The following is a 12,075-nucleotide window of genomic DNA, read 5'->3' as shown; positions in this document are numbered from 1 at the left end:
TCGAGGGAGCCCGGACGTCAGGAATTGGGCCGCTTCGACCACTCCGGCACCGGCCACACGGGCTTGGTGTCGGGCAGGCGGTTGTCCTTCGGCCATACGGTGCGGCGCTTGCCGCCGAGGTTCTCCGAAATCACGCCGTGAGCGAAGGTGTTCTGGCCCTGGGCATCGAACTTGACGCGCTGGTAGCCGGCGGCAAGGGCGGGACCTGCGGCGATGTCGGTGGCGGCGAGGGCGTCGCGCAGCTTCTCGCGATCGGCGCTGCCGGCGCGCTCCAGGGCATCCCGGATCACATGGATGGTGGCAAGGCCCTGGGCCGAATAGGCGGTGAGGCCGTAGCCCAGCATTTCCTTGGAGCGTTTGTCGGCATCGAGGATGGCCGGATCCTTGGTGGCCTCGACGATGTCGATCTGGAAGTCTTCCTGCACGAAGTAATAATCCACGGCGCGGGGTGCGATGGCCTTGTAGAAAGCCGGGTCCTCGGTGCCGCCGCCTACGGAATGCACGCCGAAGGGGATGTCGAGGCGCTGGTCCATCAATTGGCGCGACAGGATCAGGTGATCAGGGGTGTAGAAGGCGACGATGAGCACGTCGGGGCGGCTCGCGCGCACCTTCAGCAGCTGGTTGGAGAAATCCACCTGGTTGGGCGGGGCGGCTTCGTCCAGCACCACGCTATAGCCGCGCTCGGCGGCGAACTTCTTCACGTTGGCGGCGTGGGAGCGGCCCCAGTCGGAGCCTTCATAGATGAGCGCGATGGTCTTCGGCTTCTTGCCGCTCTCCTGGGCGAGCAGGTCGATGGCGTCGATCTGCTCGCGTGCGTCGTAGTTCGCCTTGTTGTTGATGCGGAAGACATATTTGAAGTTGCGCTCGGTGATCTCGTCCTTCACCGCGCCGAGCACCACCCAGGGCGTCTTGTAGCGCTCCGCCACCTCGGTGGCCGGGAAGGTGACCGCCGAGTTGAACGCGCCGCACAGGGCCGCGACATTCTCGCGGGTGATCAGGCGTTCGGTCTCCGTCACGCCGATGTCGGCCTTGGACTGGCTGTCGCCGAACAGCACCGCGAGCTTGGCCCCGCCCATGGACTTGATGCCGCCCTCGCGGTTGATCTGGTCCACCGCGATCTGGGTGCCGGCCTTGATCTGGTTGCCCACCGAGGCCGAGCCGCCGGACAGCGGCAGCACGCAGCCGATGGATACGGTGGTCGGCGCAGGTGTCGGTGCAGGTGTTTGGGCCAGCGCGGTCCCGGCGCTGAACAGCACGGCGGCGAACGCGAGAAGTCCCCGGCGTGAACAGGAAGGCGGGCGGCGAAGTCCGTCGCTAGGCATGGGTTTCCTCCCGGATGATGACACGTGGAGTCGTGTTTTCTGGCGATGCCCCGGCGGTTGGCGCCGTCCGGGGCTCGCATGTCTTTTGCCAACGATGTCACGTGGCGCCCGGCGGGCAAGGGATTGGCTGGGCCACGGATAAGACCACTTCGCCTCCCGCCCGCGTTACCTCGGGCATTGGCGCGCCCGGGCGCGGGCAGATGTCTCCTCGCCAGACCAGCAGCCGGCTTGTCCGACCCGGCCCGGAAACTGTGAACTCCGGGACGGAGGTGCCCCATGCCCATCGTCAACGTGGTTTTGCTGGAAGGCCGCACGCAGGCCCAGAAGGATGACATGTACAAGGAAGTGACCGACGCCCTGTGCCGCACGCTGGAGTGCCGGCCCGATCAGGTGCGCATCATGGTCCAGGATTTCGCCAACGCGGACTTCGCCGTGGCTGGAAAGTCGGTGGAGGCCATCCTGGCCGAGCGCGCGGCGCGGACAGGCTGAGGCCATGCCAAAATCTGCTTCGTCTCCATCTGCTTCGCCCGCATCCCATCGCATCCAGGCCGGCGGGCTGGACATCCACTATCTGCGGGCGGGGCGGGGGCGGCCCCTCGTCCTCTTGCACGGCTGGCCGGAATTCAGCGGGGTGTGGGAGCCGATGATGGCGCGGCTCGCGCCCGACTTCGATGTCATCGCCCCGGACCTGCGCGGCTTCGGCGATACCCAGAAGCCCGATGTCGGCCCCAGTGAGGCGGTGAGCGCGGACCTGCTCGCCGCGGATCTTCTCGCCCTTCTCGACGGGCTCGGGCTTGAGGGACCGGTGGGCCTCGTCTCCCATGACGTGGGGGCCTCGGTGGCCCAGTCCACGGGCCGCAGCCACCCGGAGCGGCTCTCCGGCCTGTTCTTCTTCAACTGTCCCTATCCGGGCATCGGCAAGCGCTGGGCGTCGCCGGACCATATCCGCGAGATCTGGTACCACAGCTTCCACTGCCTGCCGTGGGCGGCGGCCATGGTGGGGTCATCGCGCGAGACCTGCCGGCAGTATTTCTCGCACTTCCTGCGCCACTGGTCCGCCGATCCCCACACCTTCGATGACGCGCTGGAGCGCTGGGTGGATAATTTCATGAAGCCGGGCAATTTGCAGGGCGGCTTCAACTGGTATTTGAGCATGCGCGCGGGCCGCCTCGCCATCATGAAGGGGGAGGCGCCACCGGTGGCGCCCATCGCCGTGCCCACGCGGGTGTTCTGGGGCGATCGCGACCCGGTGCTCAAGTCGGCGTGGATGGACAGGTTGCCGGACTATTTCCTCGATCTCGACGCCTCGGTTGCCGAGGGCCTCGGCCATTTCGTCCACTACGAGGATCCGGACCGGGCCGCCGCCGAGGTGCGGGCCTTCTTCCGCCGCGTGTTATAGAGCCCGCGCGGCGCCTGAGCGAAGCTGCCTGACCCCTCACGCCGGCGTCGGCTCGAACCGCTGCCGCAGCTCGGTCTTCAGCACCTTGCCCATGGGGTTCTTGGGCAGGGCATCAAGGATCAGCCAGCGGCGCGGGCGCTCATAGTCCGCCAGCTTGTCGGCGCAGAAGCGGGCGATCTCGTCGAGGTCGAGGCGCACGCCCGGCTGCGGCACGATACAGGCGGCCACATCCTCGCCGAGATGGGGATGGGCGATGGCCACCACCGCCGCCTCCAGCACGCCGGGAAACCGGTAGAGCACCTGCTCCACCGCCACCGAGGAGATCTTCAGCCCGCCGCGGTTGATGACGTCCTTCTTGCGGTCGGTGAAGGAGAGATAGCCCTCCGGATCGAGGTGGCCGACATCGCCGGTGAGGATGCCACCGGCCCGGAACGCCGCCTGCGTCGCCTCGAGATTGCGGAAGTAGCCCTTGCCCACCCCCGGCCCGCGGATGAGGATTTCCCCCGTCGCGCCGGCGGGCAGGGGGGCGGCGTCCTCGTCCACGATGGCGATCTCGCAATGGGGCATGGCGACGCCGACGGAGCCGTGCTTGCGCCACATGTCGGCGGGCTCAAGGCGCGCGCCGGCCGGGCCGCTCTCGGTCATGCCGTAGATCTGCACCTGCTCCACGCCGGGCCAGGCCGCGTCGATCTTGCGGATGACTTCCGCCGGCATGGCGGAGCCGCCATAGCCCACCCGGCGCAGGCTGGAGACATCGTAGCCACCCTTGGCATATTCCTCGATCATGAAATGGATCACCGAGGGCACGCCGTGCAGGAAGGTGGAGCGCTCGCGGGCGACGAGGCGCAGCCGTCCGCCATTGTCCAGTGGCTCCTCGAACACGAAGCCGCCGCCTGCCACCCAGCTCGACATGCAGCCCAGATTAAGCCCCGACGAGGTGAAGAACGGCCAGCCGCCCTGGTAGAGATCGGCCTCGGTGAGGCCCAGCGCGGCGCTGCAACTGAGGCCGGCGCCGATCATGGAGCGGTGATCGTGCATCACCGCCTTGGCGCGCGCTGTGGTGCCCGAGGTGAAGAGCAGGCAGGCCAGCTGGCTCCCGTCGGCGGGGTCGTGTGGAAGAGGACCCGGCGGCTCGCGCTCAGGCTCCGGCCAGGCGTCCGCCCCGATCGTCGTCCCGTCTACGGCAAGGGTGTGCAGAGCGGGCGCCAGCCGCGCAAGGCGAGCTGCCCCCTCGACGGTCGTCACCACCGCCGCCGGCTCCACCAGAGCCAGCGCGTGGGCCAGTTCTTCGTCTGCATAGCGGGTGTTCAGCGGCACCACGGCGGCGCCGAGGCGCAGTGCCCCCATGGCGGTGAGGATGCATTCGCGCCCGGCCTCGTTGCCGAGCAGCACGGCGATGCGGTCCCCCCTGCCCAGTCCGCGCCGCGCCAGCCCCCGCGCCATGGCCTCCATGCGTTCCACCAGCTGGGCATAGGTGAGCCGGTCGCGATGGCCGCTAGCGGAATGGGCGGAGAGGGCGAGGCGGTTCGGCGCCTCCCGCGCCTGCAGGCGCAACAGGTCCGGCACGGTGAGGTCGAGCACGGCTGTAGGCGCGGAGGTGGCGGGCACGGGGGAGGTGGAACGGGACATGGGCACGCTCGCTCGGGCGCCACCGGTGGGCGGCGCGGATCGGGATCGATTTCGCAGGGCCGCCGGCCCGCCGTCAAAACCCGCTTTGGTCTTCCGGACGGACCAATGAGCACGTTGTTTGCGGACGGCTTCTCCCGTTCCCTGAGGCGCAACAGGCAAAGCGGTGCATCGCCGCCGCGCGTTTGCCTCAAGAGGCCAGTGGGAGGCATCAGCGTGAGTGTCCGTGCGCACGAGGTCCGGATCGCCGCCTACGGGGCGGCAGATGCCCTCGTCCTTCAGGAGGTCGAGCTGCCGGCGCCGGGGGCCGGTGAGGTGCTGGTGCGCCAGCATGCGGTGGGTATCAATTTCATCGATATCTACCATCGCAGGGGCGTGTTCCCCATTCCCCGCCTGCCGGGCGCCATCGGGGTGGAAGCCGCCGGCGTGGTCGAGGCGGTGGGGCCGGGCGTGGTGCGCCTCAAGGCCGGCGACCGGGTGGCCTATGCCGGGCCTCCGGTGGGCTCCTATGCCAGCGCCCGCGTGTTGCCAGAGGCCGCGTTAGTGAAGCTGCCCGACGCCATTTCGTTCGAGGCGGCGGCCGCCCTCATGCTCCAGGGCATGACGGCCCACATGCTGTTCACCCGCGTGCGGCGGGTTTCGGCCGGCGACACCGTGCTGGTGCACGCGGCGGCCGGGGGCCTCGGCCTCCTCCTCGTGCAATGGGCGAGGGCGCTGGGCGCGCGGGTGATCGGCACCGTGGGGTCACCGGCGAAGGCCGAGCACGCGCTCCGGGCCGGCTGCTGCGACGTGATCCTCTACAAGGAGCAGGATTTCGCGACCGAGACCCGCCGCCTCACCGATGGGGCGGGTGTGGACGTGGTCTATGAGGGGCTCGGGGGCGACGTGCTCCTGAAGTCGCTGGACTGCCTGAAGCCGTTCGGCCTCGCGGTCAATCTGGGCCAGGTGGGCGAGCCGCTGGGCGCGGTGGAGCTGGCGCGCCTCGGGCCGCAGCGCTCGCTGTCGGTAGCGGTGCCCGGCGTGTTCGCCCATCTGCGCACCCTGCCGGACCTTCAGGCCGGCGCGGACGAGATGTTCGCCATGGTCACCTCCGGCGCCGTCGCCCCCACTGTGGGCCTCAGCCTGCCGCTGGCGGATGCAGGCGAGGCCCATCGCCGCCTTGAAGCCGGCACCACCACCGGCTCGCTCATCCTGATCCCCTGAGAGGCCGCCATGGACACTTTCTTCAGCGATGCGGAACAGGCGTTTCGCGCCGAGGTGCGCGCCTTCATCCGCGCCAACCTGCCCGCGGACCTTGCCGCCAGGGTCCGGGCCGGCATCCATCTGTCGCGCGCCGACATGGCCCGCTGGAACGCCATTCTCGATGCCAAGGGCTGGGCCGCGCACCACTGGCCGCAGGCCTATGGCGGGCCGGGCTGGACCCCCATCGAGCGCTTCCTGTTCGAGGCCGAATGCGCGGACGCCGATGCCCCGCCGCTGAGCGTGTTCGGCGTCTATCTCGTCGGCCCCACCCTCTACACCTTCGGCTCGGACGCGCAGAAGGCGGCCTACCTGCCGGGCATCCGCTCCGGCGCCACCTTCTGGTGCCAGGGCTACAGCGAGCCCAATGCCGGCTCCGATCTCGCCAGCCTGAAGACCACGGCGCGCAAGGTGGAGGGCGGCTATGTCATCGACGGCGCCAAGGCCTGGACCACGGAGGGCCATTTCGCGGACTACATGATCTGCCTCGCGCGGACCAATCCGCAGGTGAAGCCCCAGGCCGGGCTGTCGCTGTTCATCGTCGACATGAAGGCTAAGGGGGTGTCGCTGCAGCCGGTCATCACTATCGACGGCGCCCACTCGGTGAACACCACCTTCCTCGACGCCGTCTTCGTGCCCGACGATGCCCTCGTCGGCGAGATCGACAAGGGCTGGACCTATGCCAAGTTCCTGCTCAGCCACGAGCGCACCAACAACGCCCAGGTGCACCGCTCGCGGCGCGAGTTCACGCGGCTCAGGGACCTCGCGCGGCAGGTGAACGGGCCGGCGGGCGGGAGCGTCCTCGACGATCCGGTGTTCCAGCGGCGCTTCGCGGCCCTCGACGTGGAATTGAGCGCCCTGGAAGTGACGGTCCTGCGCATCCTCGCCGACCAGACGGACGGCCGCGAGCCGGGGCCGGAAGCTTCCATCCTCAAGGTCATCGGCTCCGAATTGCAGCAGCGCATCAGCGAGCTGGCCATGGACGTGCTCGGGGAAGAGGGCATCCGGCAGAGCCATGGGAGCGCGGATGGGGACGCGCGGCCGGCCGCCACGGAGGCGGCGGGCTGGGCCGAGCGTCACCTCTTCCGCCGCGTGGTGACCATCTATGCCGGCGCCAACGAGATCCAGAAGACCATCATTGCCCGCACCGTGCTGGGGATGTGAGGAGCCATGCGCAGATCCGAACACCGACGCGAGGAGGATGCGCTGCTGCGCGACAGCGCGCGCCGCTTCCTCGAAGACACCAACGCCTGGTCGCACACCCGCACGGGGGATCCAGAGGCGCGCTGGCGCGCCATGGCGGAGCTGGGCTGGTTCGCCCTCGGCCTGCCGGACGCGCTGGGCGGCATCGGCGGCGATCCGGCCCAATGCATGGTGATCCTGGAGGAGGCCGGCCGCGTGCTGGATGACGCGCCGCTGCTGGCGAGCCTCCTTCTGGCCGCGCCCGTGCTCGCGGCCCTGCCGCTTGAGGCAGCGCAGCCGCTGGCGGAGGGCCTTCAGGCGGGCAGTGTGCGCTTCGCCTATGTCCCCGACGCCGGCCTGCGGCTCGGCGAAGGCGCGACGCTGTTGTCCGGGCGCAGCCGGCTGGCCCTCGGCATCGATCTCGCCACTCACTGGATCGTGCCCGTGGGCTCCGGCTCGGCCAATGGCGCCGCCCTGCTGTTGTTGCCGGCATCGGCTGCGGCGGCGCGGGACGAGACGGTGCTGATGGACGGTCGCACCGCCGCCGCGCTCACCTTCGCCGACCTGCCGGTGGCCCCGGACGTCATTGTGGCGCGGGGGGAAGCGGCCTTCGACCTTGCCGCGCTCATCGCCGATGCGGCGGCGGTGGGGGCCTCTGCGGAAGCCCTCGGCGCGGCCGATGCCGGGCTTGCCCTCACCGTGTCCTATCTCAAGGACCGCACCCAGTTCGGCGCGCCTTTGGCCTCGTTCCAGGCGGTGCAGCACATGATGGCCGAGAGCTTCTGCGAGATCGCGCAGATGCGTTCCCTGCTCATGTGGGCGGCGGATGCCCTTGCCGGGCCGGCCGGGGAGCGTGGGCGGGCGGCGTCAGCGCTGAAGGCCTATGCCGGCGTGCAGGGCCTCAGGGCGGTGGCCCGGTGCATCCAGGTCAGCGGTGGCATCGGCGTCACGCAGGAATACCGCATCGGCCACGTCTACAAGCGCCTCCAGACCCATGCGGCGCTGTTCGGCTCCACGCAGGAACACCTCGCCCGCTTCGGCGCGGCGGCGTGATTTATTGAACTAAACTTCAAGACGAAGAAAGACCTCTCTCCCATGAAGCGGATCCCCCTGGAAGAGCGCTACGAGACCCTGAAGATCGAGCGCAAGGGCCGGCTCTTGACCCTCACCATGAACCGCCCCGATTTCCTCAACGCCGCCGACAAGGTCATGCATGAGGAATTGTCCGAGGTGTTCTACGACATCGCCAGCGATCCCGGCAGCGACGTGGTGGTGTTCACCGGGGCGGGGCGGGCCTTCTCCTCCGGCGGCGACATCAACTGGATGCAGGAGATGATCGACCATCCCCACACCTTCGAGCAGACGGCGCGGGAGGCCAAGCGCATCGTCTTTTCCATGCTGGATCTGGAGAAGCCGCTCATCGCCCGCGTCAACGGCCACGCCACCGGCCTTGGGGCGACGCTGGCCCTGATGTGCGACGTGGTCTTCGCCGCGTCGGAAGCCAAGATCGGCGATCCCCATGTGGCGGTGGGCTTCGTCGCCGGCGATGGCGGCGCGGCCATCTGGCCGCAGCTCATCGGCTATGCGCGGGCCAAGGAATTCCTCATGAGCGGCGACCTTTTGACCGCCCCGCGCGCAGCCGAGATCGGCCTCATCAACCACGCCGTTCCCGCCGCCGATCTGGATGCGGCGGTGGAGGCCTATGTGGGCAAGCTGCTGGCGGGCGCCACCAAGGCCATCCGCTGGTCGAAGGTGGCCACCAACATCGAGCTGAAGCGCATTGTCCACGGCGTCATGGACGCGAGCCTCGCCTATGAGGCCCTGTCCAACATCACCGCCGATCACCAGGAGGCGGTGAACGCCTTCCGCGACAAGCGCAAACCCGGCTTCTCCGGCCGCTGAGGGTTGCTCGGGCGCGGCACGCGCCGCTCAATGCAGCGCGTGCGCGGTGGGCGGCTCGGTGTCGTGCAGCAGGCCGTAGAGGTTGCGGAAGATGTGGCAGTGCGCCTCCATGGCCCGCCCGGCGCGATCGGGATCGCGGGCCATGATGGCGTCGACGATCTCCACATGCTGTTCCAGCAACAGGCTGTCGCGCTGCGGTGAAAACAGTTCCGTGAGCGTATAGTCGAAATAGACCGAGTAGACGTCGCGCAGCACCTCGGTGATGTAGAGCGCCACCGCGCTTCCCGTCGCGCGGGTGATGGTGAGGTGCAGGCGGAAGTCGAGGTCGATCTTGCGCCGCAGCGCCGGGATCGGCCGGCGCATCTCGCCGATGATGCGGCGCATATCGGAGAGGTCGTCCACGCTCGCGCAGGCGGCGGCGCGCCGGGACGACCACGCCTCCAGATAATGCCGCAGGGCGCAGACATCCATGAGGTTGGCTTCGCTGCGCTGGACGATGCAGCGCAGCTCCTGCCCGCTCTCCGCCAGCGGCGCCTGCCACACATGGGTGCCGGTGCGCGCGCTGGCCCGCACCAGCCCTTGGTCCTTGAGCGCGCCGAGGGCCTCGCGCACCGACATGCGGCTGACGCCGAACAGGTCGGCGAGCTGGCGCTCGCTCGGCAGCTTGGCGCCGTCGGAAAGCTTGGCCTCCGACATGAGCACGCCGATTTCCGCCACGAGGCGCGCGCGCAGCTGGTCGGGCTGGGCGATGGTGAGGGCCGCGAGCAAGGCGTCGCCTTCCAGCAAATCGCCCATGCCGCGCCGGGGCGTCGAGCCGTCATGGAAGTTGCACTGGAGCAGGGCGGCGGAGCGCTCCGCCAGGGCGACGCTTGCCGCCGGCAGGTCGTCATGGCGCAATGCCCGCGCCAGCCGGTGGGAGGCAACCTGGAGCGCCCGCTCGGTCTCGCTGGCCGGGCTCGCCTGGGCGCGCTCTAGGCCGCGCGACAGGTGGCGCATGAGCCACAGGAACACCTCGCTCTGGGTCGCCTCGGCCAAGGCGAAGCGCACCTGTGCCTCGCGCTGGGCGAAATCGGCGGAGGAGACGGGCTGCGTCAGCAATGCCACCAGCCGGTCTCTCGGCTCGCTGGCGCCGTGGCGCATGGCGCGTACCAGGGCCCAGGAATCCAGGTGGCCGCAGATCTCCATCAGGTCGTGCAGATTGGTGGAGTTCGCCGCGATCAGCCGGTGGAGGCTGCTGCCTGCATGACACTCGCTCACGCGGGTGCCCGAACCCTGGATGGAGCGCAGGTAGCCGGCGCTCTTCAGGCGTTCCAGCGCGGTGCGCACGCATACCCGGCTCACCGACACGGTTTCGGCGATCTGCCGCTCCGGCGGCAGGCGGGCGCCGGGGGGCAGCCGTCCCGATGCCATCAGGGTGAGGAGGCGCACGGCGAGGCGGTCGGAGACCGCCGACTTGGTCTGGGTCCGCAGGCGGATGCGGTCGGCGCCGGCAAAGCTGTCGAGATCGAGCGGACTTGGTGTCTCACCCCGAAGAAGGCACAGCTTCAGGTCCAATGCGGCATCGGACATCCCTTTTCCTCCCACCGGGCTCGTATCGGCCCGCTACCGAAAAGACTAGGGATGGATGATCAGCGGGGCAAGGCAGGTCTTGGTGCCGGGTTTTGTGCAGCAGCGAACGGATGTCCCGCGCGGCTTTGGGATGGGGTCTCGGCGATTTTTTCGCGGGCCATAGCACCGCCATGTCACATTCCAGCGTGCCGTCTCGTCATGGAGGCACAATCCCTGTGACAGGAGACCATGATGACCGTGCGTATTGCCGAACCCTTCAAGGCCGCCCCCGCCGCCATCAAGGCCATGATGGCGCTGGAGGCCGCTCTCGCTGCCAGCGGGCTGGAGCACAATCTGCTCGAGCTGGTGAAGCTGCGCGCCTCGCAGATCAACGGCTGCGCCTATTGCATCCACATGCATGCCAGCGACCTGCGCAAGCACGGCGAAACCGAGATGCGCCTTTACATGCTGAGCGCTTGGCGCGAATCCTCCCTCTACAGCGCGCGGGAGCGGGCCGCCCTCGCCTGGACCGAGGCGCTCACCCGCCTCGCCGAAACCGGTGCGCCCGATGCGGACTATGCGCTGGTTGAGGCTGCATTCACGGAGGCGGAGCAGGTGAGCCTGACGCTGGCCATCGGCGCCATCAATGCCTGGAACCGGCTTCAGGTGGGCTTCCGCGTCGCCCATCCGGTGGACGTCCGTGCCGTCGCCTGACGCCACCGTCGACCGGTTCGAGGCGCAGCGGCCAAGGCTGGTACGCCTCGCCTATCGCATGCTTGGCTCCATGGCCGAGGCCGAGGACATGGTGCAGGACGCCTGGCTGCGCTGGCAGGCGGTCGACCAGGCGCAGGTGCGCGAGCCGGCGGCCTATCTCACGCGGATCGTCACCCGCCTGTGCCTCGACGCCATGATGTCGGCGCGGGCGCGGCGCGAGACCTATTTCGGCTCGTGGCTGCCCGAGCCCATGGTCGAGCCGGAGGACGAGGACATGCGCTTCGACGAGCTGACGCTGACCCTCATGCTCGCCCTGGAGCGCCTGTCGCCACTGGAGCGCGCGGCCTTCCTGCTGCACGACGTGTTCGGCGTGCCCCTCGACGAGGTAGCAACCACTTTGGAGCGTGACGGTGCCGCCGTGCGCCAGCTTGCGGCGCGGGCGCGCAAGCATGTGCGCGACGACCGTCCCCGCTTCAAGGTGGCGCGCGAGGAGGGCGACCGCATCGCCCGCGCCTTCTTCCTCGCCTCGTCCAACGGCGACATGGCGGCCCTGCGCGCCCTGCTGGCGCAGGACGTGGTCATCATGTCCGATGGCGGGGGCAAGGCCCATGCCTTCCCCAATGCCATTGAGGGTTTCGATCGCGTGCTTCGCCTGTTCGCCGGCCTCTATCGCAAGCTCACGCGGCAGCCGGCCGTGCTGATCCGTCCGGTCTGGATCGACGGCCTGCCGGGCTATGTCAGTCGCGAGCGGGACGACGCCTTGCAGACCACCGCCCTCGACATCCGCGACGGGCGCATCGTCGCCATCTACATCACCCGCAATCCCGACAAGCTGGTGCGCATTGCCGGTCTGGCCGGCACCGGCGCAGCCGTTCCGCCATTGCATTAGGGGGCGGGCATTCCGCGTTGGCGGGCACGATCTGCGGCCAGCGTCAGCGCGGCGGCTGGGATCAAATCGATTTGAGCGGCGCGTGCGCTTCGGCACCAAATGGCCTAAATGCTTTATCCTGAAGATCGCTTCCTCGCCCGCAGGAGACCGTCATGCCCGCCACCACCACTGCCCCCACCGCCCCCCTCAATGCCCGCGTGGGGGAGGTGACGGAGCGGATCGCGCAGCGTAGCCGCGACCAGAGACAGCGCTAT

Annotated in this window: 11 protein-coding genes; 8 read left to right on the top strand and 3 right to left on the bottom strand. The window is 69.1% G+C overall.

The window, feature by feature from the left end:
• Positions 1-17: 17 nt before the first annotated feature.
• A complete protein-coding gene (locus tag FZ033_RS20330) occupies positions 18-1,322 on the bottom strand; it encodes an ABC transporter substrate-binding protein (RefSeq protein ID WP_149577891.1) in 1,305 nt (434 codons plus the stop codon).
• 276 nt (positions 1,323-1,598) lie between these two features.
• On the opposite strand from FZ033_RS20330, the gene FZ033_RS20325 reads away from it, so the two are divergent.
• Both FZ033_RS20325 and FZ033_RS20320 read left to right on the top strand, forming a co-directional pair.
• Entirely contained in the window at positions 1,599-1,811 is a 213-nt protein-coding gene (locus FZ033_RS20325; protein WP_149577890.1) for a tautomerase family protein, read from the top strand.
• Positions 1,812-1,815: 4 nt separating this feature from the next.
• Positions 1,816-2,721, top strand: a complete 906-nt coding sequence (locus FZ033_RS20320; protein ID WP_149577889.1) for an alpha/beta fold hydrolase — start codon at positions 1,816-1,818, stop codon at positions 2,719-2,721.
• Positions 2,722-2,757: 36 nt separating this feature from the next.
• Here FZ033_RS20320 and FZ033_RS20315 read toward each other — a convergent pair whose 3' ends face one another.
• Positions 2,758-4,350 carry a class I adenylate-forming enzyme family protein gene (locus tag FZ033_RS20315; RefSeq protein WP_149577888.1) on the bottom strand — a complete coding sequence of 531 codons (1,593 nt, stop codon included), beginning with the start codon at positions 4,348-4,350 and terminating at the stop codon, positions 2,758-2,760.
• A gap of 213 nt (positions 4,351-4,563) precedes the next feature.
• Here FZ033_RS20315 and FZ033_RS20310 point away from each other — a divergent pair, with 213 nt between their 5' ends.
• Genes FZ033_RS20310 through FZ033_RS20295 form a run of 4 tightly spaced genes read left to right on the top strand, consistent with a single transcriptional unit; the run spans position 4,564 to position 8,670 of the window.
• The gene (locus FZ033_RS20310; protein WP_232847583.1) at positions 4,564-5,550 is read left to right on the top strand and encodes a quinone oxidoreductase family protein; all 987 of its coding nucleotides are present in this window, start codon (positions 4,564-4,566) and stop codon (positions 5,548-5,550) included.
• A 9-nt stretch (positions 5,551-5,559) separates the two neighbouring features.
• Complete coding sequence (locus FZ033_RS20305; RefSeq protein WP_149577887.1) at positions 5,560-6,750, top strand: acyl-CoA dehydrogenase family protein; 1,191 nt, start codon at positions 5,560-5,562, stop codon at positions 6,748-6,750.
• Positions 6,751-6,756: 6 nt separating this feature from the next.
• The gene (locus tag FZ033_RS20300) at positions 6,757-7,821 is read left to right on the top strand and encodes an acyl-CoA dehydrogenase family protein (RefSeq protein ID WP_149577886.1); all 1,065 of its coding nucleotides are present in this window, start codon (positions 6,757-6,759) and stop codon (positions 7,819-7,821) included.
• Between the two features lie 42 nt (positions 7,822-7,863).
• Positions 7,864-8,670, top strand: a complete 807-nt coding sequence (locus FZ033_RS20295; protein ID WP_188079600.1) for an enoyl-CoA hydratase/isomerase family protein — start codon at positions 7,864-7,866, stop codon at positions 8,668-8,670.
• A 27-nt stretch (positions 8,671-8,697) separates the two neighbouring features.
• On the opposite strand, the gene FZ033_RS20290 is transcribed toward FZ033_RS20295, so the two are convergent.
• Entirely contained in the window at positions 8,698-10,239 is a 1,542-nt protein-coding gene (locus FZ033_RS20290; protein WP_149577885.1) for a FadR/GntR family transcriptional regulator, read from the bottom strand.
• A gap of 231 nt (positions 10,240-10,470) precedes the next feature.
• Between FZ033_RS20290 and FZ033_RS20285 the strand changes: the two genes are divergently transcribed.
• Together FZ033_RS20285 and FZ033_RS20280 are read left to right on the top strand one after the other, a co-directional pair.
• Positions 10,471-10,932, top strand: a complete 462-nt coding sequence (locus FZ033_RS20285; protein ID WP_149577884.1) for a carboxymuconolactone decarboxylase family protein — start codon at positions 10,471-10,473, stop codon at positions 10,930-10,932.
• Positions 10,919-11,821 (top strand): sigma-70 family RNA polymerase sigma factor, encoded by a 903-nt coding sequence (locus FZ033_RS20280; RefSeq protein WP_232847582.1) that lies wholly within the window; start codon positions 10,919-10,921, stop codon positions 11,819-11,821. The genes FZ033_RS20285 and FZ033_RS20280 overlap by 14 nt, the downstream gene beginning before the upstream one ends.
• The last annotated feature ends 254 nt before the right edge of the window (positions 11,822-12,075 follow it).

Source organism: Xanthobacter oligotrophicus (assembly GCF_008364685.1).
GTDB classification, from domain to species: domain Bacteria; phylum Pseudomonadota; class Alphaproteobacteria; order Rhizobiales; family Xanthobacteraceae; genus Xanthobacter; species Xanthobacter oligotrophicus.
This window is presented reverse-complemented; position numbering and strand designations above follow the sequence as displayed.

Coding starts and splice junctions, on each gene's coding strand:
- FZ033_RS20330 (WP_149577891.1), bottom strand. CDS start 1,322: ATGCCTAGCGACGGACTTCGCCGCCCGCCTTCCTGTTCACGCCGGGGA.
- FZ033_RS20325 (WP_149577890.1), top strand. CDS start 1,599: ATGCCCATCGTCAACGTGGTTTTGCTGGAAGGCCGCACGCAGGCCCAG.
- FZ033_RS20320 (WP_149577889.1), top strand. CDS start 1,816: ATGCCAAAATCTGCTTCGTCTCCATCTGCTTCGCCCGCATCCCATCGC.
- FZ033_RS20315 (WP_149577888.1), bottom strand. CDS start 4,350: ATGTCCCGTTCCACCTCCCCCGTGCCCGCCACCTCCGCGCCTACAGCC.
- FZ033_RS20305 (WP_149577887.1), top strand. CDS start 5,560: ATGGACACTTTCTTCAGCGATGCGGAACAGGCGTTTCGCGCCGAGGTG.
- FZ033_RS20300 (WP_149577886.1), top strand. CDS start 6,757: ATGCGCAGATCCGAACACCGACGCGAGGAGGATGCGCTGCTGCGCGAC.
- FZ033_RS20295 (WP_188079600.1), top strand. CDS start 7,864: ATGAAGCGGATCCCCCTGGAAGAGCGCTACGAGACCCTGAAGATCGAG.
- FZ033_RS20290 (WP_149577885.1), bottom strand. CDS start 10,239: ATGTCCGATGCCGCATTGGACCTGAAGCTGTGCCTTCTTCGGGGTGAG.
- FZ033_RS20285 (WP_149577884.1), top strand. CDS start 10,471: ATGACCGTGCGTATTGCCGAACCCTTCAAGGCCGCCCCCGCCGCCATC.